Raw genomic sequence first — 25,741 nt, 5'->3', positions numbered from 1 at the left:
TAAAAAATATCAGTTAAACTCATTGAGAAATGATACAAAAAATAAAAGAAACAATACAAAATTCTAGTTATATTAGGAATGCATTAACGCTTTCCATAGGAACCGTAATTTCTCAACTAGTTTTACTGATATTTTCTCCAATTTTGCTCAGAGTCTTTTCTCCTGAGCAATTTGGGTTTTATAATTCGTTTTTAGGAATTGCTAATATTTTAGGAGTAATCTACTCCTTCAAGTATGAATATGCCTTTTTTGTAGAGAAAGAAGAAGAAAAAAGACAAGACATTTTTAAATTGTCTTTTATTTTGTCAGCCTTTTCTTTCCTAATAACCTTTATTTTGATAATCGTTTTTGGTGATTGGTTTGCCGAATCCTACGGCTATTCAAAAGGAATTCTATTCTTGGTACCATTTGGAGGGATTATCTTAGCTTATGAAAGCATATTTAGATTATATTTAAATTACTACCAACACTACAAGGCAATTTCTATGGCTCGTTTCTTTCGAGCAATTTCTTTTGTGCTTTTTTCATTTATAATTGGTTATTTAACCGACTGGCTTTTTGGATTAGCTCTTGCTGAAATCATTGGATTCTCTGCATTAATTATTTGGGCATCAAAGTATGTTAAATTATCTAACTTTAAAGTAAACCCTTATTCCCTAAAGGCTGTTGCTTCAAGATATATTGATTTCCCAAAATTTCAGGCATTTGCTGGAGTAGTCGAAAAACTCTCTGTTTTTGCTCCCGTTTTTTTCTTAACAGCCTATTATTCTTTGGATATTTCAGGTCAATTTTCTGCGGCTTTCAAAATTATTGCCGCTCCCATTGGTGTAATTACAGTAGCCTTTGGAGATGTTTATAGAGAAAAAGCATCTAAAATGTTGTTAGAAACTGGTAGCTGTAGAGATCTTTTGGTTCAAACCTCTAAAAAACTTTTATTGTTCAGTATTATACCTATCTTGATACTATTCTTTTTTTCGCCATTTATTTTTAGTTTCTTCTTTGGTAAAGAATGGGTGATTGCAGGAGAAATGGTTCAATTACTTTCTTTGATGTTTATTTTTCAAATTGCAACATCCCCTATCAGTTCCACCATTATTTTTGCCGAAAAACAGAAATATGATCTTATCATACAAATCGTACTTTGTATTTCACTATACACTGTTTTCTATTTTATTCATCAAAATAATCTATCCTATACACATATTGTCGTTGGCTATATTTCTGTCTATATTATCAAATATATCTTCGAATTTTCTCTTGCTTATAAATTTTCTAAGGCATGATGTTTAAGATAAAAATTTTCCTAGCACTCATAATCATACTTCTAATTAGTGATTATTATATTGCAGATACACTTATAGAACTAAATGCCAACGAGGGTTATGATGAAATGAACGTCACTATAATGTATCGAATCATAAACCTGTTGCTTATTGTATTTTTGGTTCCGCAAAAAATGAAATATCCCTCAGATATCTTTATAACACTTTATCTATTCATCGTCTTTTTATCTCATACGATTTTTAATTCGATGTTTGACACACTACTTTTTAATTCAATAGAATCTCTTCAGCTTTCATTTATCTTAATATTGCCAATTCTATCTATTAAATCTATTAAACATTTTCCTTTACGTATTTTCAATAAAACTTACTTCAAGCTAAGTCAAACATACAAATATTTAATTCTGTTTTCTTTATTTACTTTGACTATTGGCACACTTTTATCTGCATCATTCGGTAGCTTTTCATTTACAGACATCTATGCAAGACGTCTTGAAGCCAGAAGTGTTTTCACAGCAGGTTCGTTAGTTAGTTATTTCACGAATATTATGATTAACGGAATAATGCCTCTACTGATTTTTGTTGGTTACGTTCGAAAGCAAAAGTATTTATTATTATTAGGTTTCATTATTGTTGTTTTTTCCTACTGGGTATTTGGGTATAAACACACTTTTTTTCAAATGATTTTCTTTTATCTCCTTGCCTTTTGGGTTGTAAATAAAAAGATTATAAAAATGCCGTTTTATTTTAGTATCCTTATTCTTGGAATATTTGTGTTCAGCTTTTTAGAATATTTAATTTTTGACAATCATTTTATCAATCAGCTAATTATTCGCAGACTTTTTGCTGGAGGAAGTCAATTACAAATGTTTTATTATGATACATTTACTTCTAGTGACTACTTAGAATTACTTTTTGGTGTAGATATTAAAGATTCAAGAGATATTGCATTTTATATAGGTGAAAAGTACTTTCCAGATTCTAAAATGAATGCTAACTCAAATACATTTATTTATGCACTTCTCAAAAACGGAATTGTTGGATATATTATATCTATATTTTTAATCAGTCTATATTTCTTCTATATAGATAAACTTTATATTCGTTTTAAAACACCTGAACTAATATTCTTATCAACCATATTTGGTGTTCTTTTATTAGAACAATTTTACACTACAGTATTGTTAAGTTCGGGCATTGGATTTATATTTGCCCTTACAATATTTACCAACTTCAAAAAGGCTAAACCCATTTAAATATGTCTCAAACTTGTAAAAAATGCCTAATGGATACCACAGACCCCGCTATTTCTTTTAATAGTGAAGGAATTTGTAGCCATTGTCAATTATTTGAAAATGTACAAAAAAAAGATTGGTATCCTAATAAAGAAGGAGAACAGAAACTGGAAAAGCAGTTTAACGAAATCAAAGCACTTAAAGCTTCCAAAAGCTATGACTGTATTCTTGGTCTTAGTGGAGGAATTGATAGCTCCTATTTGGCATTAAAAATAAAAGAATATGGACTACGTCCATTAGTAGTACATGTTGATGGAGGCTGGAACAGTGAGCTAGCTGTTCAAAACATTGAGCGAATTGTAGATTATTGTGGCTGGGATTTACACACTATCGTGATAGATTGGGAAGAAATGAAAGATCTCCAACTTGCCTATTTAAAATCAGGAATAGCGAATCAAGATGTCCCACAAGATCATGCTTTTTTTGCCTCGCTTTATCACTTTGCCATAAAACACAATGTGCAATACATTATGAGTGGTGGAAATTTAGCCACAGAATGCGTATTCCCAAGTGCTTGGCATTGGTCTGCAATGGATGCTATTAATCTAAAAGATATTCATAAAAGATTTGGAACATTAAAACTTAAAAAGTACAAAACAATAAGTTTCTTTAAACTTTATTTCTACTACCCTTTTATCAAAAAGATGAAAGTTTTAAGGCCGCTAAACTTTATGCCTTATGATAAAGAAGAAGCACTTAAAGAACTGGAAGAAAAAATTGGATATAAAAAATATGCACGTAAACATGGTGAATCTATTTTTACGAAATTTTTCCAAAATCATTGGTTAGTGGAGTACTATGGATACGATAAACGAAAACCTCATCTTTCAAGTTTAATTCTCTCTGGTCAATTGACGAGAGAAGATGCTCTAAAAGAAATGAACAATGAGTTATACAACCCAAAAGAGCTTGAAGAAGACAAAGAATACATTGCGAAAAAATTAGGTGTTTCCAAGGCTGAATTTGAAGAAATCATGAATATGCCTAAACATAATTATTCAGATTTTAAGAATTTTCAAAGTAGATACCAACGTTTAAAAAAGTTGCAAAATTTTATTTCCAAAACATTCAAATTAAATCTTTCGAAATACTAAATTCATGGAGTCCAACAAAATAGTCATTCTAGATATTGGAATAGGAAATATGAATTCTATTCGGAATATGATAAAAAAAATTGGTTATCAAGCCATAATATCAAAAGAAATAGAAGATATCAAAACAGCCACTAGGTTTATTCTTGCTGGTGTAGGTGCTTTTGATAAAGGGATTAGCAATCTCAAAAATCAAGATTTTTTTAAAGAATTGGAATACCAAGTTTTAGAAAATAAAAAACCGATCTTAGGAATTTGTCTTGGAATGCAAATGCTTACCAATAGAAGTGACGAAGGCTCTTTACCCGGCTTGGGCTGGATTGATGCAGAGGTGCTAAAATTCCCAAGTAAAGAAATGCAAGACAAAAACCTAAGAATTCCTCACATGGGGTGGAATACTTTTGGAGAAGTGGAAGGTAGTAATCCACTTTTTAAAGATATTCAAACTGATTTCAGATACTATTATGTTCACTCCTTTTATGTACATGTAAAAAATAGACAAAACTCTTTGGCAAAAACAAAATATGGAATCACTTTTGATTCGTCAATTCACAAAGAAAATGTATTTGGTGTTCAATTTCATCCTGAAAAGAGTCATAAATACGGGTTTCAATTATTAAAAAATTACTGCGAACTATAGACCATGGTTGAAATTAGATTAATTCCCACTTTGTTAGTACACAAGGGCGGACTTTATAAAACCAAAAAATTCAAAAAGCCCAATTATATTGGTGACCCAATAAATGCCATTAAAATCTTTAATGAAAAAGAAGTTGATGAGCTTATTTTGGTAGATATTGATGCCTCTCGAGATAATCGTCCACCAAATTTCGATTTGATTGAGGATGTTGCCAGTGAATGCTTTATGCCGCTTTGTTATGCTGGCGGTGTCAGCTCTGTAGACCAAATGAAACGAATCTTTTATTCTGGTGTAGAAAAAATATCATTGAGTACAAATTTTTTCAACAACAAACAACTTATAACCGATGCTGCTGATACTTTTGGGTCACAAAGTGTTTTGGTTACCATTGATTATAAAAAAGACTTGCTTGGGAGAAGAAAAGTCTATATCAAGAACGGGAAAGAAAAAATAAACATGAGCCCAGAAGAAGCGCTCAAAATGGCCGAAGACCATGGTGCTGGAGAAATTGTTATTCAATCCATAGATCATGAAGGTATGATGAATAGTATGGATATCGATTTTTTAAATAAAATGGCATCATCTACAAATTTACCTCTTATAGCATCCGGAGGAGTTGGAAAGATCGAGCATATCGAAGAACTTTTTCGCCAAACTACTATAAAAGCCGTTTCCTGTGGGAGTCTTTTTGTTTATAAAGGACAACTCAATGGGGTTTTAATCAATTATCCATCACGAATGGAAATTAACAAACTAAACAAAATTGCTCATTCACATGGATAAGAAGACAAAAGTATGCCATTTGACCTCCGTACACCCAAGATATGACACAAGAATTTTCATCAAAGAATGTCAATCACTAGCAAAAAATGGATTTGATGTGAGCTTAATAGTCGCTGATGGTCTAGGTGATGAAGTAAAAGAAGGAGTTTCTTTTGTGGATGTAGGAAAACTAGAAGGAAGAGTAAATAGAATTTTTAAAACAACAAAAGCAGTTTACAAAAAAGCACTTGAGCTCGATTGTGAAATTTATCATATTCATGATCCAGAGCTACTTCCGTATGCCCTTAAACTAAAAAAGAAAGGGAAAAAGGTAATATTTGACTCTCATGAAGATGTTCCTAAACAGTTTTTATACAAACCTTACCTCAACAAACCAGTAAGAACCCTTATAGCGAAGAGCTTATCGCTCTACGAAAATCGTGTTTGTTCTAAGTTAGATTTTGTGATTACTGCCACACCCTATATTAAAAATAAATTTCAAAAAATAAACACAAACAGCCTAGATATCAACAACTTTCCCATTATTAAAGAACTAACCAACTCTACACCATGGGAACACAAAAAAAATGAAGTTTGTTATGTAGGTGCCATTGAGGTTATTCGTGGAATTAGAGAAATCGTTAAAGCGATGGAATACACACCAAATACAAAATTAAACCTCGGTGGTAAGTTCATTGCTGATCAAAAAGATGTTCATCTTGAAGTAAAAGGTTATAAAGGCTGGCAAAATGTGAATGAGTTAGGCTTTTTGAATAGAGAACAAATAAATGTCGTTTTTAAAAATTCAAAAGCTGGCCTAGTAACTCTACACCCTATCATTAACTATTTAGATGCTTTACCGGTTAAAATGTTTGAATATATGGCTAGTGGAATACCTGTTATTACTTCAGATATTCCACTTTGGAAGCAAATTGTTGTTGAAGAAAACAACTGTGGGTTAGCTGTTGATCCTTACAATTCAAATGCCATTGCCGAAGCAATAAACTACTTAATTGAAAATGATGAAATTGCTCGAGAAATGGGTAAAAGAGGGCAACAAGCTGTAAAAAACAAATATAACTGGACTCAAGAAGAGAAAAAACTAGTAAATATTTACCAAACCTTACAATCTAAATAGTCATAACATGAATATCTGGTTAATCATGTCTGGAGAGCCCTTAGAACAATTTGGAGAAAGACCTCACAGAATTGGTATTCTCTCAAAAATGTTGGTACAAGCTAATCATCAAGTTACTTGGTGGACTACAGCTTATGATCATCAGCACAAAAAGTATTTATTTAATCAAGATACTGAAATACAGAATGAATGGGGAGTAAATATGATATTCCTACATCCCAAAACTGGGTACAACAAGAATATTTCTGTCAAAAGGATTATTAATCATGTTCAGGTAGGAGGAAAATTTACCAAAATTTCTCAAAATAAAGAAAAACCTGATGTCATTCTCTGTGCGTATCCAACTTTAGACCTTGCTCATCAAGCAGTAAAATATGGACAAAACAACCAAGTTCCCGTTGTTATAGATGTTCGTGATATGTGGCCCGATATTTTTGAGGAAGTTCTCCCAAATGCACTTACAAAAATTTCCAAACTTGCCTTTTATCCACTTCAACAAAAAGCAAAAAAAATATTTAAAAACACTTTTGCCATATCAGGTGTCACGGATGAATTTGTGAAATTTGGAGTTAAAAAATCGGGGAGGAAACAAAAAGAATTTGATCAAGCATTTGCTTTTGGATACCCTCAAAAAAACATTGGAAACGAAAAGAAAATCCAAATAAAGGATGCACTTAAAAAAAGAGGAATCCATTTTAATCAGTTCATTGTTTGTTTTTTCGGAACTATTGGTGCACAATTTGATTTTGAACCTGTTATCGAAGCTGCTAAAAAGTTAACAGCTTTGGACCTACAATTTGTTCTTTGCGGAAAAGGAGACAACTTAGAAAATCTTGAGGAAAGAACTAAAAACATCGATAATATTATTTTCCCTGGTTGGTTAACAGAGGAAGAAATTATTCTACTCATGGAAAATGCTAAAATTGGACTTTCTTGCTACGTTGAAAAAAATAATTTCCTGCATAATTTAACCAATAAAAACATTGAGTATTTAGCAGGAAAGCTACCTATTCTGACAAGTATAGGCGGAGTTTCAGGCTCTTTATTTAATCAAAATAACTGTGGATTCGTTTACGACAATTCTAGTGAAAAGCTCACTGAATACGTCTCTAGATTGTACAACAATTTTGATTTACAACAAGAAATGTCTAAAAATGCTTATTCCCTTTTTAAAAAGCAGTTTTCCGCAGAAAAAGTCTATGGAGAAATGATTCAATACCTAGAAAAAATTGCAAAAAACTATAAAGGCTAAATATGAAAAAATTATATGACTTTTCCAAAAGGGTTTTTGATATCATCTGTTCCATTTTTGGTATCATTGTTTTCCTACCAGTACTTATTTTGGTAGCCATTGCCGTAAAGGTTGATTCCAAAGGTCCTATTATCTTTAAACAACTCAGAATAGGGAGAAACGGAAAAGAATACTATATCTATAAATTTCGCTCTATGGTAGTGGGAGCTGAAAAAAAAGGTACAGGGCTTTTTAACTTTGAAAATGACCCAAGGGTAACAAAAGTGGGGAATTTTATCAGAAATACCAGTTTAGATGAAATTCCTCAACTATTCAATATTCTAAAAGGCGATATGTCATTTGTAGGACCTAGACCACCTGTCAATTATGAACTTGGAGATTATAAGGATTTTACAGGAGACTTAAAAGCTCGATTTCGTGTAAAACCAGGTGTTACAGGATATGCCCAAGTTAATGGTAGAAATGAGATTTCTTGGGATGAAAAGATTATCTTTGATAATGAATATATAGAAGACTTCTACAAGTGGGGAGTTCTTTTAGATATCAAAATTATTTTAATTACCATTATTAAAGTAATTAAAAACGACGGCGGATACGAAACCGCTGAAAATGCTGAAAAAGACAGAAAAAGATTAAAAAATGACCAATAATTTCGATTTTCAACTTGCCAAGGAATTAGAACAAAAATTTGGGGATTCCTTCTATTTGTTCCATTCCGATGTTTTTAAAAAAAATTATGATGATTTCTTAGGAGCATTCAGGAAATATTATCCAAATACCCATATTGGTTACTCCTATAAAACGAATTATACCCCCAAAATTTGCAAAATTGTAGATCAAAGAGGCGGATATGCTGAAGTTGTCTCTGAAATGGAATACGATTTAGCCCTCAAGGTAGGCGTACAAAAAAATCGTATTATCGTAAATGGACCTTATAAAAATAAAGAAGCCTTAGAAAAATTCCTTCTTTCTGGAAGTTTAGTAAATATTGATTCCTATAAAGAGCTTGAAAACCTCTTTATGATTGCTCAAGAACAACCTAAAAGCACTCTCAATATAGGTCTTCGTTGTAATTTTGAAATTAATAGTGATCTAATTTCTCGTTTTGGTTTTGATATTACTCAAGCTAAATTTTTTCAAATATTTGAAGAATTAAAAAATCATCAAAACATTAAACTTAAAGGTTTACACTGTCATTTCCCAAACAGAGATTTAGCCTCCTATATCCCAAGAGTTGAAAGTATGTTAGACCTAGTTCAAAAGGTGTTCCCAACAAATCCTCCAGAGTTTATCGATATAGGTGGTGGGTATTTTGGAAAAATGCATGAAGATCTTAAAAAACAATTCAATGCTAATGTACCAAGCTATCAAGAATATGCTAAGGAAATTGCCACAAGAATTGGCGAACACTTTACTCATATTGAAGACGATAAAAAACCCAAACTGTTTTTAGAGCCAGGAAGTGCTTTAGTTGCTAATACCATGCAATTTGTTGCAAAGGTTATTGATATCAAACAAGTGAGAGGACAGGATATTGCCATGACTTCTGGAAGTAGATTTAATATTGGAGTTATTAGCTCAACCGTTAATATGCCAATGAAAGTTTTATCTGATGATTCTGATACTCCATCATTTGAAAACCTAAATATTTCTGGATACACCTGTATAGAATCTGATTACCTTTTTAGAGGATATAGCGGACCAATGACCATTGGAGATTATTTGGCTTTCTCAAATGTAGGCTCTTACTCAGTAGTTTTCAAGCCTCCGTTTATCCTTCCTAATGTTTCAATTATAGACATAAATGAACATGGTTACTCAGAAATCAAAAGGAAGGAGACTATGGAAGATATTTTTACGACATTCAATTTTTAAATACATGAAAGAAGAAAGAAAAATATGGTTTAAAAACCAAATTGTACCACTAAGTCAAGCTACGATTAATGTACTTGCACCTACCAGTCAATTTGGAGCAAATGTATTTGAAGGTCATAGAGCTTACTGGAATGAAGAGCAAGAACAACTTTATATATTCAGGTTAGATGAACATATAAAAAGACTCAAAGAGTCTATCAAGCTTATAAAATTTGAAGATAAATACTCAACCGAATTCTTAAAACAAAGTTGTAAGGACATTATTATCGCAAATGATTATCAAGAAGATATAGCAATTAGACAGACTGTTTTTCTAGACGGTTTTGGAAGTTGGTTTAGTACAGATCCTGTTGAAATGTTTATTGCACCTATTCCAAAAGGCCGATTACTCAATCAAAATAAAACAGGTGTTCATTGTTGTGTTTCCTCTTGGGAGAGAATTAATGATAATTCCGTTTCGCCAAGAATAAAAGTTGGAGCAAATTATATCAATAGCCGTGCAGGACAACTAGAAGCTAAAAGAAATAATTACGATTTTGCTATTTTTCTCAATAATCAAGGTTTTGTATCAGAAGGTCCAGGTTCTTGCCTCTTTATGGTAAAAGACGATGTACTTATCACTCCTTCTACCACCTCCTCTATACTTGATAGTATTACTCGTAAAACAATATTACAGATTGCGAAAGAGGACCTTAATCTACATGTAGAAGAACGAGAAGTAAATAGAACAGAATTATACACTGCCGACGAGCTGTTCTTATGTGGAACTGCTGTTGAAATTGTCCCTATTCTTTCTATTGATCGTTATGAAATAAACCAACAGCTCGAAGGGAAATTAACCGAAAAAATCAAAAATCATTATTTTGATATTGCTCGTGGAAAAATCTTAGATAGAATTGATTGGTTAACCCCTGTTTACTAGAATTATGAAAACAATTTTCATTACTAATTGCCCAAAAACGGCACAATTAGCAGAAAAATCTCAAATAGATAGGATCATGGTAGATCTTGAAATTTTGGGAAAAAATGAACGTCAAGGTCATCTTAATACTGTAATATCCAAACACAGCTTAGAAGATGTAAAAGTTATTAGGCAGACGATATCTACCTCAGAATTACTTGTAAGAATCAATCCGATACACGAGGACAGTGAAAAAGAAATCGACCAAGTAATTCAAGCAGGAGCAGATATTATTATGTTACCCATGTTTAAGACACCCCATGAGGTAGCTACTTTCCTTAAAATTGTAAACAAAAGAGTAAAAACAATTCTCTTACTAGAAACAACACAGGCTCTTGCCCGCATAGATGATATTCTAAAAATTGAAGGCATTGACGAAATACATATTGGACTAAATGACTTGCATTTGGCCATGGAACTTGACTTTATGTTTGAACTCCTCAGTGGTGGTATCGTAGAATATCTTAGTCAGAAAATTCATCAAGCTCAAATACCTTTCGGTTTTGGAGGAATCGCACGGCTGGGCAAAGGAATGCTTCCCTCAGAACTTATCCTCTCAGAACATATAAGGCTACATTCTTCTGCTGTTATTCTTTCACGAGATTTTCATGGATACTCCAGCTCTTATGAAGAATTGTTAGACAATGTGAATTTGCCTGAGGAAGTAGAGAAAATACATCTTTTCTGGCAAGATTTAAAAAACCACAATCTTGAAAAATTAATAGAAAGAAAACAAAAACTTAAAGAAAATGTCCTCAAAATTATTAAGACAAAACATGAGTTATAAATAAAAAGAACATTATTAAATCGAATAAAAAAATTGAATACCCAAGGTTTACCAGAAACGATTAATCGTTAATTTTTGCCTAACTTTGCTTTGGTTAAATAGAATTTTACAAGATTTTACCTTAAAATTCTATCACTTTTAAATAAATAAAGCTTAACATTTACTTCATGTATAGTTACCAAAAGTTGAAATCTTTTGTTCTTAGAAACACGAATAGTTATATCTCTCATTGGATAATACTATTGGTGGATTTGTTTATTGTATTTCAATCTTTTGTTTTCGCTTATTTCCTAAGATTCAACTTCTCATTAGAAATTAATTACTTAGAGCTTCTACAAGGGATTCCAGTCGCGATATTAGCAAGTGCTTTAAGTATTATTTTAGCAGGAGCTCACAGAGGAGTTATTCGCCACACAAGTGAGCGGGATTTACTCAGAATTGTACAAGCTCAATTGCTTACCGCAATCATCCTTTTCGCTTTTGTTTTTTTCAAAAGAAGAACAGAATTTTGGACAGGATTAATAATCCCAACCTCAGTAGTTTCCATCCATATCATATTAAATATCATCCTTCTTTCTGCTTTTAGATTCCTCTATAAGGTCATCTATTATCGAGTAAAAAAGGGAGATATTACAGCAAAAAATGTTTTGATTTTTGGTGCGGGTTATACAGGTTGTTTAACACATCAAGTATTAACAAATGATACTGCTCAACAAGTAAAAATTGTAGCATTTGTGGATGATGATCCTAAAATCGCAGGAAAAGTATTACATGGAATCAAAGTCTTACATTCACCAACTATTGACAAACAATACATTATAGATCATGATATTGATGAAATAGTTATTGCAATTTCTAATCTTCCGGCTCCCAGAATGAGAGAAATTGTTGATGAAGTGGTAGAATTTGGAATCAAAATCACCAAGGTGCCTTCTGTAAGTACATGGACAAACAATCAATTTGAGTCAAAACAGATTCAAAAACTAAAAATTGAAGATTTACTCAATAGACCACCGATACAAATTGACAATCCAAAAGTTCAAAAAGAGTATCAAGATAAAGTAATTATCGTCTCTGGTGGTGCTGGATCAATTGGAAGTGAAATAGCAAGACAATTATTACTTTATAAGCCCAAAAAAGTCATTCTTCTAGACATCGGAGAATCTCCTTTATATGAAATTCAACAAGATCTTGTTCAAGGAGGATTTGAGGCTTTTGAAACTTTAGTTGCCGATATCCGTGATAAACTAAGAATTCAAAATATATTCTCCAGATACAAACCAGACATTGTGTTTCATGCAGCCGCATACAAACACGTTCCATTAATGGAAGCAAACCCTTATGAGGCTATAAAAGTAAATGTTTTTGGAACTAAAATACTTGCCGATTTATCGATCCTGAATAATGTAAAGAAATTTGTAATGATTTCTACAGACAAAGCGGTAAATCCTACCAATGTAATGGGTGCCACAAAAAGATTGGCAGAAAAATATGTGACTTCCCTAAAAGACAACGGAACCACCTCTTTTGTTACCACACGTTTTGGAAATGTTCTTGGATCTAACGGATCAGTCATTCCTTTATTTAAAAAACAATTAGAAAAAGGAGGCCCACTAACTGTAACTCATAAAGATGTCACTAGGTTCTTTATGACCATTCCCGAAGCTTGTCAACTCGTCCTTGAGGCAGGTTGCATGGGTGAAGATGGTCAGATTTTGATTTTCGATATGGGAAAATCTGTAAAAATTTACGACCTTGCCATTAGAATGATCCAACTCTCAGGGTATAGTTATCCCGATGAAATTGACATCAAAGAAATAGGACTCAGACCAGGAGAAAAACTCTACGAAGAACTCTTAAATGATAAGGAAAACACCATTCCTACTTATCATAAAAAAATCATGATTGCTAAAGTACTTCAGGTAAATGATATTTGGCTTCATGAAAATATTACTATATTAAAAGACTTGATTCTTAAACAGGAAGATATGGCTTTGGTAGAGCAATTAAAATTGCTTATTCCAGAATTTAAATCCAAAAATTCCGTTTATCAGTCACTAGACAATCAAAGAACAGAATTATGACAAACGAACAATCAGCAAGAAAAGACTGGAACGAAATAAAAACACAAGATTCATGGCAGATTTTTAAAGTCATGGGGGAATTCGTCAATGGATTCGAAAAAATGGCTCAAATAGGACCTTGTGTTTCTATATTTGGTTCAGCAAGAACAAAACCAGAACATCCCTATTATAAACTTACCACAGATATCGCCTACAAGATTACCCAAAAAGGATATGGTGTTATTACAGGTGGTGGTCCAGGAATCATGGAAGCAGGAAACAAAGGGGCTTCTATAGGAGAAGGACCTTCAGTAGGTTTAAATATCGATTTGCCTTTTGAACAACACAGCAACCCATATATCGATATCGACAAAGACATTAAGTTTGATTACTTCTTCGTAAGAAAAGTAGTGTTTATGAAATATTCTCAAGCATTCGTTGTAATGCCTGGAGGTTTTGGTACTTTGGATGAATTATTTGAAGCAATCACTTTAATTCAAACCGATAAAATCCGTACCTACCCAATTGTATTAGTGGGAACAGAATACTGGAAAGGACTTTGGGAATGGATTAAAAATGTGATGCTCAAAGAAAAGAATATCAGCGAAAGCGATCTTGACCTAGTACATATTACCGATGATCCTGATGAAGTAGTTGATATCATCGATAAATACTATAACGAACATAGAATGAGACCCAATTTTTAAAATAAATTGGGTTTTGTTTTTTTATTCATTAATTGACATCTAGTATCTGGTTCTAAAAAAAAGAGTTGCATTTATAGTGCAACCCTTTTTAGATCGGAACGTTAGACAAAATTTATTAACCTTTTCCAATAACTACCCAATCGTCTCCATCAAAAACCAATTTGATGTATTGATAGGCTACGGACATCGTAATAACTGTAGTTACATCATCTTCTAATGTATAACCGTTAGTCAGATTAATTGTGAGTGGGTTAGCTGTAGCATCACGCTTTTTTATTGTAATAAATTGCCCCGTTTTTGGATTAGGATTTAGGTTAACTGTTCCTGTTGTTATTCCTCCATTAGTTACAGGATCAATATTTAATATAACCACCTCATCTGTAGGAGCACAAGAATGACTACCCGATGTACTAATTACTTTTAAAACACTAGTTGCTGTGGTTTTGGTTACTTTCCCATTATCATCAATACCCAATAAATTACCACTACCTGCAAGATTGTCAATTTGAAGACTGTCACCATGTGCATCAATGTGCAGTGTTTCCATTGGCTCAACTCCACCTAAACCCAATTTGCCATTAAAAACTGCAGAGGACTCACTGAATCGGTATACTTCAACCAAATTATATGCAAAGCCTAGTACACCCACATTTGCAGCTCCACCAGAACCTGCAACATGGATAGTAGAGTAAGCAAAAGTATCCACGCCAGGAAAACCTGAGGCATAAGATCTACCTATTGCAAAATTCAAAAAAGAAGTTTTAGAACCGTCAACTTTTGACAAGGAAAGATTACTATAGAATACACCTGCAGCATTACCTTCTATCTGCATTTTACCAAAGGTGGGTGTAGAGGTTCCAACACCTACGTTACCATTTCCATTTATCGTAAATGCTCTACCCGAATTAACATCTACTTTAAATGCCCCTGATTCACTTAGATTAGATGTATGATTTGAATTATCAATTTCAAAGGTATAAACCCCATTCGATTTCGAAACTGAATTATGCTTCACTCTTAGTGATCTTCCTGCGTTTAAACCTCCAACAATATCCAAAGAAGCTAAGGGTGTTTCATTTCCAATACCCACATTACCTAGACCGTCAATAATAAAATCGATATTACCATGTTTATCAAGTGTTTGAAATTCATAACTATTTTGATTATTATTCCCCCCCTGAACCAATAAACCTCCTGCTCTTGCTGTACTTGAACTAGAATTAATTATTTGTGCTAATGGTTTTCCATTTGTTAAAGGATGACTATTACTTTCTAAATGAAACATAGATTCTGGAATATTATTAATCCCAAAATATCCATTATCATGAATATAAATACCATTATTAACAGGCCTTGAAGTAGATCCATCAGATAAATTAGTCAATTTAACTAAAGAATTTGCATTGTCATTTGTCCATTTAGAAGCTCCACCTGCTCCTGTAGCAAAAGGTTGCCATTTACTTCCATCATAAAAATAGAAGCCAGGTGATATATCTCCTACCGTAGCAGTGTTGAATACCAATAAACTTGTTGAAGGATTTGCAATAGTAGTAACATCATTACTACCCGTTAAAGACACTCTTGGTATAAGTAATCCTTTATCTGTGGCAGTAATATCTAATTTAGAGGAAACATCTGGTGTTATTGTTCCTATTCCAACCTGTCCTATTGCCATCAATAACCCAGATAGATAAAATACTAGAGCTAATGATACAGTTTTTGTGCTTAGTTTCATTTTGATAACGCGATTTTATAGTTTGATGAGTAAATAGTGCCTTTCTGGCTTAAAAATAAAACATTACAAATATGAAATAAGAATCAGTGAAAAACTGAAACAAATTTAAAAATGGCATTTTTATTTTCCTTTATGCTTATATTTTGTTCTAAATACAACCCTTAATACATGTATAACAGTATTATTTTTTTAACAATAGCTCATTTTTTGTTCATTAAAGACTGTTTTATGTTCTATCAGATTGTATTCTTATTGAGTTTATTACCTATTATTGCATTATGAAAAACTCTAAATACATACTCGCAATTATTCTTACGGCAGCACTTTTTCTCAACCTCAATGCACAAGAATATAATACATCTTATAAGTATTCAAAAAAGAAGGAAATTGACTATTACCTCTCCAATATTGAAAAGCATTTATATTCAAACAATGATTCTACCTATTACTATATAAATCTCAGCAAAGAATTAATTGACAACACTAAAATAGCTATAGAATCAAAAATTTGCTATTATTATTTAAAAGGAAAAGCTTCCAAAGTTCACAGCAAACCCCTAGAAGTACAACGTGAAACATTATTCAAAGGTTTAAAACTTGCAGACAGTTTGGAGCACAAGTATTATAAGTATGGTTTCAGTAACTTACTTGCCATCAGTTTTGTCAGTGAACCTGCTGTGGCGAAAATGTACTTTCAAAAAGTAATAAAATATGCTCAAGAATTAAACAGTCCAATTAAGGAATATGTGGCAATCAATAACTTAACAATGTATTTTATTTCACAACAAGATACTGTTTCAGCCAAAGAAAATTTTCTTAAGCAAGAACAATTAAGAGCCGCGCACAAAACTCAGTTAAAAAAACTTCATCATTACCATTTTTTTGTCAATAAAAGCATGCTAGCTAATGATCTAATAGAGAAAATAAGTTCATTAGATTCTTCTTTGTTCTATGTCGATCTCCCATCTGGAGCCTATTTCTTTCATAAAAGTAATTTAATAAAAATGAATCACTTACTCTCTAATGATTCATTAAAACATCATGCTCCAACAGAAATAAAATTTATTCTTGAAAATCAAAAAATACACCCCAAATTTAAAGAGCAATTTTTCCTACTACTTTTAACGTATTATTTTGACACAGGTGCTGATAAAGAAGCCCTCAACTTATACTCAAAATATCGTGAAGTTTATAATAAATTACCTTTATTTGAAAATCCAATCTACAGTTATAGACTTCAGTATTATATTCATTTAGATTTAAATTCCGATTCTGCCTTATACTATCTTTCCAAGTACACGAAACTCTTAGAAAAAAATAAAGAAGATGCCTTAAGTAATAAAATCATCAATTATGAAAAAGAAAAAATAAATAATAAGAAAGCTCAATCGAAAACCAATAAATATACATTACTTATCGCAACATTAATACTTATTTCACTTGTTGTAATTATCGTCCGATGGCACAAAGTTCAAAAGAAGGAATTTGAAGAAATACAGGTCAAACTTGCAAAAGAAACGAAGAAAAATGTATTAAAAAATGAGTTTTTGGAAGTTCTAACACATGAAATAAAAACACCGATTACATTAATAACAAATTCTTTCAATAATCAAAATTCAAAAAGCAGTAATCAAATAACAAAAAAATCAGTAGAAAGACTAAAAGAAAATATTGATAACTTAATTTCCTATTCCAAAGACGGATTTAAGGAGCATTCAGAAAAATTTGAATTCATACCAATCAATGATTTTTTCAAGAGAATTATTAATGGCTACCAAACTGCTTTATCCTCAAAAAATATTGAAATAATTTTCACCAGTAATTGCTCAGATTTCACTCAAATAAATTTCACTCCGCAAAAATTAAACATTGTACTTTCTAATATTATTTCCAATGCAATTAAGCATAGTTTTAATGAAAATCAAATTTTAGTAAACATCAATGTCTCTAAGGAAAAAACTCAGTTTATTGTTAAAAATCATGGAAAAAATATAGCTAAAGAAGACTTAAAAAAAGTATTCCAAAAGAATTTTAAAGGTGCTAAAACAAGTGATACCTCACAAGGGTTGGGTCTATATTTGACTAGAAAAATAATTCTTGAGATTGATGGGAAAATAGATATTTATAACACACAAGAAGGTGTTGAATGTATCATTGAACTACCTCTAGAAACAAGCCAACACAAAAACGAGAATCACAATATGATCTTTAATAATCTACAGAATGATACTCCAAAAATAGTGAATAAAGCTACAAAGAATAAAATTCTAATTATTGAAGACAATATTGATCTGATTGAATTTTATCAATTAATTATGTATAATTATCAATTAAACATCTGTACCACAGTAGAAGAGGCAATACTCCAAATTCAGAAAAATGAATTTGATTGTATTCTTTGTGATCTAAAATTACCTGACAATTCAGGAATGGAGGTACAAAAATATGTGGTGTCAAATAGAATTCAAACTCCACTTATTATTGTTTCTGGTTCTACAAATATGGAGTTAAGGATACAAGCATACAAATTTGGAGTTCAAGACTATATGACTAAACCTTTTGATAAACGGGAATTGTTAATCCGAATAGAAAATGTTATTAAAAATTTCACGAATTCAAGAGCAAAAAGCTTAAGTTTTAACCTTTCAAATTTGGAACCTTCAAATGATGATTCCATTCTCGACAGAACCATCAGAATCATTCAAAAAAACATCAGCAATCATGAATTCACGGTAAAAGATTTAGCTGTTGAAATGTTCTATAGTGAAAGTCAACTAAGAAGACTCATCAAAAAAGAAAGTGGATTAACTCCTAATAAGCTTATTCAAGAGATTAGAATGAGAAATGCATACGCATTATTGAAAAGCGGAAATTTCAAAATTTATGAAGTGCGTAATAAAGTCGGAATCCCTAGTTCTCATTATTTTGCGAAGGTTTTCAAATCGAAATTCGGTTTTTACCCATCAGATAAAGATCGTTTTGATAAAGAAAATGACATTATTGATTGAAAGACACTCCCTAGTTAAGTTTATGAATTTCCAACAATTACTTTACAAGCTTATAGAACTAATAAACAAACCCTTAACAACCTACATTTTATAAAATTGGTTGTTAAGGGAATTTAAAATCATTTAATCATTATCTGATCCTTCCTGATTTCCATCATGGTCAAAGCATACTTTTTCATATTGAATTTCTTGTTTCCTTTAATACTTCCCTTTTCACAAGATTGAGGATTCAAAATGAAGCAAGTAGTGCTAATAAATAAATTTCAGCTTTGTTTTATAAAAATAGAACCTTCTACAAGCATTGAGTGATGAGATTGTAGAAAAATTACATTTTGATCTATAATTTCTTACAAAACCTCATAATGATTCATTTATAACAATAAATTTAAACATTAAATATCAATATTTTGAAAACCTCAACCTAATTCAAAAGACTACTCTAAACTAGCCAACAATCTTTGCTTAATCTCAATCTCTGATAAATCTGTAATAAACTGTCCCTTTTCGGTAAGACTAATAAGTCCTGTTTCTTCAGAAATCACAAGAGTGATGGCATCCGTAGTTTCGCTAATTCCCAATGCTGCACGGTGGCGTGTTCCGTAGCTAGATTTTATATCAAGCCTTTCACTCATGGGAAGAATACAGGAAGCTGCCACTATTTTCCCGTTATGAATGATCATGGCACCATCATGTAGCGGATTGTTTTTATAGAAAATGGTTTCAATAAGTTCCCTAGAAATCACTGCATCTATTTTTTTTCCGCTTTCAATAATATCCGATAAATCGGAACCCCCTTGAAGTACAATAAGCCCTCCTGTTTTGGTTCTAGACATATTGAATGAAGCATCTACAATTTTATTAATATTTTGCTTTTGATTTTCCTTTTGAAGGTTTTGAATTTTATTAAAAAAACGTCTTCTACCACTAAAGGATTTGTTTCCTAAAATGAGTAGAAACCGTCGTATTTCTTGTTGGAACACAATAATGATAGCAATAACTCCTACTCCAATAAATTGGCCTAAAATCTCAGACAACAAATCCATTTTAAGAATTTCGACGACTTTCCATAGGATATAAATGGCGCCTATTCCTATCAGAATTTTTATAGCAACAGTATTTCTTACTAATTTATAAAGCTGATAAATGAGTAAGCTTACCAAAAATATATCTATGATATCTAATATGTCGAAATCTAAAAAATTCACTTGTTCATTTTATCATAAAGTAAAATACATTCTTTGGCCTCTTTCACATCATGAGCCCTTAGAATATTCGCTCCGTTTATCAATGCTTGAAAATGTGCTACACTGGTAGCATTCAAGGCTTCTTTAGCCTCAATATCAAGAAAATTATACAACATAGATTTTCTTGAAAGTCCTACTAAAATTGGCAAATCAAACATCGAAAAAACTTCTAATTTCTTGAGTAATTCAAAGTTTTGATCTAAAGTTTTGGCAAACCCAAAACCAGGATCAATCAAAATATCATTGACTCCAAGAGCCTGTAATTTATTGATTTTTTCTGAGAAAAAATAAATCAGCTCATCCATTAAATGAGCATAATCTGTTTGATTCTGCATATCCTGTGGCCTCCCCTTACTGTGCATAAGGATATATGGCACTTGCAGTTTAGCAATCACGTCAAACATCCCTTGGTTCCATTGATCTCCCGAAATATCATTAATGATCGAAACTCCATTTTCTACGGCAAAAGTTGCCGTTTCTGGATACACGGTATCAATACTGCAAATAAGCTTCGGAAATTCTTTAAAGATAGCCTCTAAAGGTTCTTGAATTCTCGATATTTCTTCCTGTGCCGAAATAATTTTTGCTCCTGGACGAGAGGACATGGCTCCGATATCTACAATATCCACCCCTTCGTTTACCATTTTTTCTATATGACAAAGAATATCCTTTATTTGTGTTGCTCTACTTGCTTCATAGAAAGAATCTGGGGTAATATTTAAAATCCCCATTACTTTGGCTTGTTCAAAACTCAATAATTGTCCTTGACAATTGATACTCAAGTCGGATATTTTCTCTATCATAAGTGACCTAAAATGGTGAAACAAAATCTTTAAAAGAGGAGACTATTTGGTCTTTTTCAGAAACTAAAGGATCTTCTATTCCCCAGTCTATTCCGAGTATAGGATCATTCCAAAAAAGTGCATCTTCTGATTCTTTGTGGTAATAATCTCCACATTTATAAGAAAATATAGTATCAGGTTCTAAGGTAAGAAAACCATGAGCAAAACCTTTGGGTATATAGAGCTGTGTCTTATTCTCCTCGGATAGTACAATCTTAAAATGAGCTCCATAAGTTGGCGATTTTTTTCGCAAATCTACTGCTACATCCAAGACACTTCCTTTTATTACTCTCACTAGTTTACTTTGAGCAAATGGAGGCTTCTGAAAATGTAAACCTCTCAAAACTCCTTTTTGTGAAAGCGACTGATTATCTTGTAAAAATTCTTCTTTTATTCCAGCCTCTGCTAGTTTGTGCTTACTAAAAGATTCAAAGAAATATCCTCTAGAATCCTCAAATACTTTGGGTTCTATAATCTTTAAGCCAGCTATGGTGCAATTCTTGATTGTCATACGTTTGTAAGTCTTTCGTTTTATCCAAGACGAAATAGTATATTTGGACAACCAAAAATAAGAATTATGCAACAAGAAGTATCAGTTTACCATTATTTATTTGTGCTTTATTTAGGTTATGCACATCTTACTGACCGAAAAGTAACCGAAGAAGAAGGTGCAGAAATACAAAAAAAGGCAGCAAAATGGTTTAAAGTTGATTTTAATAATATTCATGTTTTTAATAAAATCATGATGGAAAGTACCAACTGGTATAACTCGCTTAAAACAGATGAAGAAAAATACCAACTATTGATGCAAGTATCAGAAGGATTGGGAAAAGTTCAAGATTTGGATCTCAATACTCGTAAAGATATTTTATCAGACCTTAGAGATATAGCTGTTACAGATGGTCGTTTTTCTGATAGCGAAAAACAACTTCATGATTTGATTGGTAAAAATCTTGGAATCAACATCATGACTACAGATGACAAAGAAACTAATAGAAAACTGGGATTTTAGAAACCCATATACTTTTAGATCAAAAAAAAGCCTCAAATTCATTAGAATTTGAGGCTTTTTTTTGATTTCAGAATTACAAAGATTAAATTTTTATCTTTAAAATCTGTTGACCATTTTTATTTTGTAAGTGTACCATATAAACTCCCGCTGGCATCATGGAAAGATCTATTTCCTTATGATTATTAATACTACCATAAATAGCTAGAGTTTGACCTGCGATATTGTGGATTGAAAGATTACTGGAATTTTCTAAATTCTCAATTTGCAGAGTTTTTGAATTCGTTTGAAAATAAATATCCGCAATTTTTATGGCATTTTTATCAACTGAGAAATTTTGATTATAATAATAAAATGCTTGTCCCTCATCTGTCCAATTTCCATTATTATTTTTATCAACTTTCGTTTCTAAAGTTGAAATTGCCTTTTCAGGTAAAAACAGTCTATAGTTATACGGATCGAACAAGTTAATTGCTGAAAGCACATTGCTCATAAGAAAATTATTTGTTTGATATTTTTCTTTTTTTGACTGGGTTTGAACACCATTCGTAAAAATCTTAAACAGTCTATTAATTTCATTCCCTTGATATGTGTAACTAATTTCTTCAGATAAATCCCAAGTACTGAGTGAGCCTATATTATAAAACCTTTGAGTAGTTAAAGCTCCTGCATTATCATAGTCGTATTCTATTTTTTTCTCTGCATTCTGTAAAATACTATTTTCTTCAATTATAGAATCTATCCTTCCCCCACTTCCGTAGTGAAAATTGGTCGTTTGTAATGCCTGTGGAGGATTAAAATAAGTAGTATATGTTGTTATCTTACTTACTAAACCTTGTGCATTGTAATCATAAACAAATTTTTGGGTGTTTATAAGGTCCGCTCCTGCTTGTCCTACTTGAAGATGATGCTCCGTTAATCGATTGTTTTGATCATAGACATTTCTAAAAGAAGCTGTGGTATCCTTAACCGTAGAATTTGGAATATTTTCCATATAATAAACTGTGGTTTCATTATTGGCATATACAAAAACACCTTCTATTTCTCGCACCTGTGCTTGTCCTTGCGTAACTAATAGTTGCATATCTTCTACTTGGTTACCTTGATAAGTAAAATGATTTACATTAATAACGTTTGTTTGTGATCCATTAATATCCACCGTTATATTTGTTCGGACACTATCCAAAGTGTGGGTAAACTGAGCGGAAGCTGATGCTGCAATCAATAATGATGCAGAACATAAAAATTTTTTCATTGTTTTTTGTGTTAGAATTATCAAAGTCTTACTTATTAAAAATAATAGACATTGATATTTAATTATACATAATTTTCAACCAAATATAATACTTATAACTGATTACCATTTAAATACTCTCATATTTTTCTCCTTAGCTAGTTTTTAAAAGACAAAAGTTGATATAAAAAATGCTATTTCGAAATGAATCAAAATAGCATTTATCAGTTTAATAATTACAGTTTTAGGCATTTTCATCTACCTTATCTGATGGGGTTTCGTTGGTGTTTTTAAAAGCTAATTCATCATTTTCTAAATCTACTTTCATCACAATTTCTTGACCTTCACCTAGAGGGTGATTCAAAAGCTCCTCAGCCAACGGATCTTCTACATATTTCTGTATGGCTCTTTTTAATGGCCGCGCTCCATAAGCAGGATCAAATCCCTTCTCTGTGATATAATCTAATGCTTCTTCACTAAAATCTAGAGTAATTCCTATGTTTTTGGTACGTACTTGAAGCTTTTCTAGTTCTATCTTTATGATCTTTTTAATATCTTCTTTCTCTAGGTTATTAAAAAGGATGACATCATCTATACGATTAAGAAATTCTGGAGCAAATGCTTTCTTTAAAGCACCTTGAATAATGCTTTTCTCATAGTCTCCGAAATCAGCATTTTTCCCTCCATCTTTTCCAAATCCAACTCCTTTTCCAAACTCTTTGAGTCTACGTGTTCCCACATTTGAAGTCATGATGATAATGGTGTTCTTAAAATCTATTTTTCTTCCAAGACTGTCAGTCATGTGACCGTCATCTAGAGCCTGTAATAACAGATTAAACACATCTGGATGTGCTTTTTCTATTTCATCAAGAAGCACTACAGAATAAGGTTTTCTTCTAACTTTTTCGGTCAGCTGTCCTCCTTCTTCATAACCTACATAACCTGGAGGTGCTCCTACTAAACGAGATACGGCAAATTTTTCCATATACTCACTCATATCTATTCGGATTAAGGCTTCTTCAGAGTCAAAAATCATTTTAGAAATAATCTTTGCCAATTGAGTTTTTCCTACTCCCGTATTTCCTAAGAAGATAAAAGAGCCGATTGGTTTATTAGGATCTTTAAGACCTACACGATTTCTTTGAATCGCTTTTACCACTTTTTCAACGGCTTCATTTTGACCAATAATTTGATCTTGTATTTGTGTGGTTAAACCTCTAAGCTTTTCATTTTCTTTGGTAGCCACACGTTGTACAGGAATTCCGCTCATCATAGAAACTACTTCAGCTACAGCTTCTGCATCTACTTCTCGGTAGTTTTCTTCCAGATCTTTTTCCCAAGCTTCTTGCTTTTGCTGAACTTCTTCTGTTTTTAATCTGATGATATCTCTAACAGACGCAGCTTCTTCAAAGTTTTGATTATCTATATAGGCTTGTTTTTGTTCTTCGAGCGTTTCTAAATCCTTTTCAAGATCCAAAATATCCTTTGGAATATTGAGGTTAGAAATATGCACTCTAGATCCCACTTCATCAAGTGCATCAATTGCTTTATCTGGTAAATGTCTATCAGAGATATAACGATCTGTAAGGTTCACACAGGCTTCCAAAGCTTCATCGGTATATTTTACTTTATGATGATCTTGGTATCTATCTTTGATATTATTTAAAATCTGGATGGTTTCTTCTTTTGTTGTAGGATTCACAATAACTTTCTGAAATCTACGCTCTAAAGCTCCATCTTTCTCGATATGCTGGCGGTATTCATCCAAAGTTGTTGCACCAATACATTGTATTTCACCTCTTGCGAGTGCGGGTTTAAACATATTTGAAGCATCCAAAGATCCTGTGGCTCCACCTGCTCCCACAATGGTGTGTATTTCGTCAATAAAAAGAATCACATCGTCGTTTCTTTCCAGCTCTGTCATCAGCGCTTTCATTCGCTCTTCAAACTGACCTCTGTATTTTGTACCTGCCACTAATGAGGCTAAATCAAGGCTTACTACTCGTTTTCCAAAAAGTACACGTGAAACTTTTTTCTGCACAATGCGAATGGCTAAACCTTCAGCAATTGCCGATTTTCCAACTCCTGGTTCTCCAATAAGAAGTGGATTGTTTTTCTTTCTACGACTTAAAATTTGAGAAACACGTTCAATTTCTTTCGTTCGCCCTACAACAGGGTCAAGTTTCCCTTCTTCTGCCATGAGGGTTAAATCGCGTCCAAAACTATTGAGAACGGGTGTTTTACTTTCCTTTTGTTTCGGATTTTTTTTATTATTTCCGCTAAAAGGATCACCACCTGCTTGTCCCCCTTCTCCAAAACTCCCCTGAGGGTCGTTTCCTTGTACATCGTTTACAAAAGCTTCGTAATATTCTTCCTTAAATTCATCATAACCTACTTGAAAGTTCTTATTAAAAATAAGCCCTACAGGGTCGTCAGAGTTTCTTAAAATAGAAAGAAAAAGGTGTATCGGATGTACCTGAGTCATTCGCAAATCTTTGGCTTCTAGAAAAGTCATTTTCAATGCCTTTTCTGCCATTTTTGTTAATGGAATGGAGGTTATAGGATTTTTTTCGCTACTTCCTAGTTCATTGAGATTTTCCATTCTTTCCAATACTTCGTGGATTTGGATATCTCTATCGTATAAAAGGGAAATAAAATCTGAAGTTCCTTCTTTAAATATCCCTAAAATAAAGTGTTCAGTTCCAATATAATTATGTCCGAGTCGCATTGCTTCTTCTTTTGAGTAAGCAATAACTTTTTTGAGTGTCTGTGAAAAATTGTCTTGCATAACGAGAATATTTTAAAATTACAAAAC

At 32.2% G+C, this 25,741-nt stretch carries 21 protein-coding genes; 15 read left to right on the top strand and 6 right to left on the bottom strand.

The window, feature by feature from the left end; all coding sequences use genetic code 11:
- Positions 1-29 precede the first annotated feature (29 nt).
- From N4A45_11570 to N4A45_11510, 13 genes are all read left to right on the top strand, one after another.
- Positions 30-1,283 (top strand): oligosaccharide flippase family protein, encoded by a 1,254-nt coding sequence (locus N4A45_11570; GenBank protein ID MCT4665861.1) that lies wholly within the window; start codon positions 30-32, stop codon positions 1,281-1,283.
- A 173-nt stretch (positions 1,284-1,456) separates the two neighbouring features.
- The gene (locus N4A45_11565) at positions 1,457-2,539 is read left to right on the top strand and encodes an oligosaccharide repeat unit polymerase (protein MCT4665860.1); all 1,083 of its coding nucleotides are present in this window, start codon (positions 1,457-1,459) and stop codon (positions 2,537-2,539) included.
- A gap of 2 nt (positions 2,540-2,541) precedes the next feature.
- On the top strand, positions 2,542-3,672 hold the full coding sequence (locus N4A45_11560) for an N-acetyl sugar amidotransferase (protein ID MCT4665859.1): 1,131 nt from the start codon (positions 2,542-2,544) through the stop codon (positions 3,670-3,672).
- A 4-nt stretch (positions 3,673-3,676) separates the two neighbouring features.
- Entirely contained in the window at positions 3,677-4,309 is a 633-nt protein-coding gene (gene hisH / locus N4A45_11555) for an imidazole glycerol phosphate synthase subunit HisH (protein MCT4665858.1), read from the top strand.
- A gap of 3 nt (positions 4,310-4,312) precedes the next feature.
- The gene (locus N4A45_11550; protein MCT4665857.1) at positions 4,313-5,092 is read left to right on the top strand and encodes an AglZ/HisF2 family acetamidino modification protein; all 780 of its coding nucleotides are present in this window, start codon (positions 4,313-4,315) and stop codon (positions 5,090-5,092) included.
- Positions 5,085-6,209, top strand: coding sequence for a glycosyltransferase (locus N4A45_11545; protein MCT4665856.1), 1,125 nt, complete (start codon positions 5,085-5,087; stop codon positions 6,207-6,209). The genes N4A45_11550 and N4A45_11545 overlap by 8 nt, the downstream gene beginning before the upstream one ends.
- A gap of 7 nt (positions 6,210-6,216) precedes the next feature.
- A complete protein-coding gene (locus N4A45_11540; GenBank protein ID MCT4665855.1) occupies positions 6,217-7,461 on the top strand; it encodes a glycosyltransferase family 4 protein in 1,245 nt (414 codons plus the stop codon).
- Positions 7,462-7,463: 2 nt separating this feature from the next.
- Entirely contained in the window at positions 7,464-8,111 is a 648-nt protein-coding gene (locus N4A45_11535) for a sugar transferase (protein MCT4665854.1), read from the top strand.
- Positions 8,101-9,336: an alanine racemase gene (locus N4A45_11530; protein MCT4665853.1), complete on the top strand. Its 1,236-nt coding sequence runs from the start codon at positions 8,101-8,103 to the stop codon at positions 9,334-9,336. Before N4A45_11535 ends, N4A45_11530 begins: the two co-directional genes overlap by 11 nt.
- A 4-nt stretch (positions 9,337-9,340) precedes the next feature.
- Entirely contained in the window at positions 9,341-10,258 is a 918-nt protein-coding gene (locus tag N4A45_11525; protein MCT4665852.1) for a branched-chain amino acid transaminase, read from the top strand.
- A gap of 4 nt (positions 10,259-10,262) precedes the next feature.
- Positions 10,263-11,084, top strand: coding sequence for an HpcH/HpaI aldolase/citrate lyase family protein (locus tag N4A45_11520; protein ID MCT4665851.1), 822 nt, complete (start codon positions 10,263-10,265; stop codon positions 11,082-11,084).
- Between the two features lie 167 nt (positions 11,085-11,251).
- Entirely contained in the window at positions 11,252-13,168 is a 1,917-nt protein-coding gene (locus N4A45_11515) for a polysaccharide biosynthesis protein (protein MCT4665850.1), read from the top strand.
- Positions 13,165-13,854, top strand: a complete 690-nt coding sequence (locus tag N4A45_11510; GenBank protein MCT4665849.1) for a TIGR00730 family Rossman fold protein — start codon at positions 13,165-13,167, stop codon at positions 13,852-13,854. The genes N4A45_11515 and N4A45_11510 overlap by 4 nt, the downstream gene beginning before the upstream one ends.
- 115 nt (positions 13,855-13,969) lie before the next feature.
- On the opposite strand, the gene N4A45_11505 is transcribed toward N4A45_11510, so the two are convergent.
- Entirely contained in the window at positions 13,970-15,589 is a 1,620-nt protein-coding gene (locus N4A45_11505) for a hypothetical protein (protein ID MCT4665848.1), read from the bottom strand.
- Between the two features lie 278 nt (positions 15,590-15,867).
- Here N4A45_11505 and N4A45_11500 point away from each other — a divergent pair, with 278 nt between their 5' ends.
- Positions 15,868-18,597, top strand: a complete 2,730-nt coding sequence (locus N4A45_11500) for a response regulator (protein MCT4665847.1) — start codon at positions 15,868-15,870, stop codon at positions 18,595-18,597.
- Positions 18,598-19,031: 434 nt separating this feature from the next.
- Here the strand turns inward: N4A45_11500 and cdaA are convergent, their stop codons facing one another.
- Genes cdaA through rfbC form a run of 3 tightly spaced genes read right to left on the bottom strand, consistent with a single transcriptional unit; the run spans position 19,032 to position 21,194 of the window.
- Positions 19,032-19,802, bottom strand: a complete 771-nt coding sequence (gene cdaA, locus N4A45_11495) for a diadenylate cyclase CdaA (GenBank protein MCT4665846.1) — start codon at positions 19,800-19,802, stop codon at positions 19,032-19,034.
- Positions 19,799-20,644 (bottom strand): dihydropteroate synthase, encoded by an 846-nt coding sequence (gene folP, locus N4A45_11490; protein MCT4665845.1) that lies wholly within the window; start codon positions 20,642-20,644, stop codon positions 19,799-19,801. Before folP ends, cdaA begins: the two co-directional genes overlap by 4 nt.
- Positions 20,645-20,651: 7 nt before the next feature.
- Positions 20,652-21,194, bottom strand: a complete 543-nt coding sequence (rfbC, locus tag N4A45_11485; GenBank protein MCT4665844.1) for a dTDP-4-dehydrorhamnose 3,5-epimerase — start codon at positions 21,192-21,194, stop codon at positions 20,652-20,654.
- Positions 21,195-21,260: 66 nt separating this feature from the next.
- On the opposite strand from rfbC, the gene N4A45_11480 reads away from it, so the two are divergent.
- Positions 21,261-21,695, top strand: a complete 435-nt coding sequence (locus N4A45_11480) for a hypothetical protein (protein ID MCT4665843.1) — start codon at positions 21,261-21,263, stop codon at positions 21,693-21,695.
- An 82-nt stretch (positions 21,696-21,777) separates the two neighbouring features.
- Here the strand turns inward: N4A45_11480 and N4A45_11475 are convergent, their stop codons facing one another.
- Positions 21,778-22,947: a T9SS type A sorting domain-containing protein gene (locus N4A45_11475; GenBank protein MCT4665842.1), complete on the bottom strand. Its 1,170-nt coding sequence runs from the start codon at positions 22,945-22,947 to the stop codon at positions 21,778-21,780.
- Between the two features lie 223 nt (positions 22,948-23,170).
- Positions 23,171-25,714, bottom strand: a complete 2,544-nt coding sequence (locus N4A45_11470; GenBank protein MCT4665841.1) for an ATP-dependent Clp protease ATP-binding subunit — start codon at positions 25,712-25,714, stop codon at positions 23,171-23,173.
- Positions 25,715-25,741 lie beyond the last annotated feature (27 nt).

This window comes from Flavobacteriales bacterium (genome assembly GCA_025210805.1).
In the GTDB taxonomy this organism is placed as follows: Bacteria; Bacteroidota; Bacteroidia; order Flavobacteriales; family CAJXXR01; genus JAOAQX01.
This window is presented reverse-complemented; position numbering and strand designations above follow the sequence as displayed.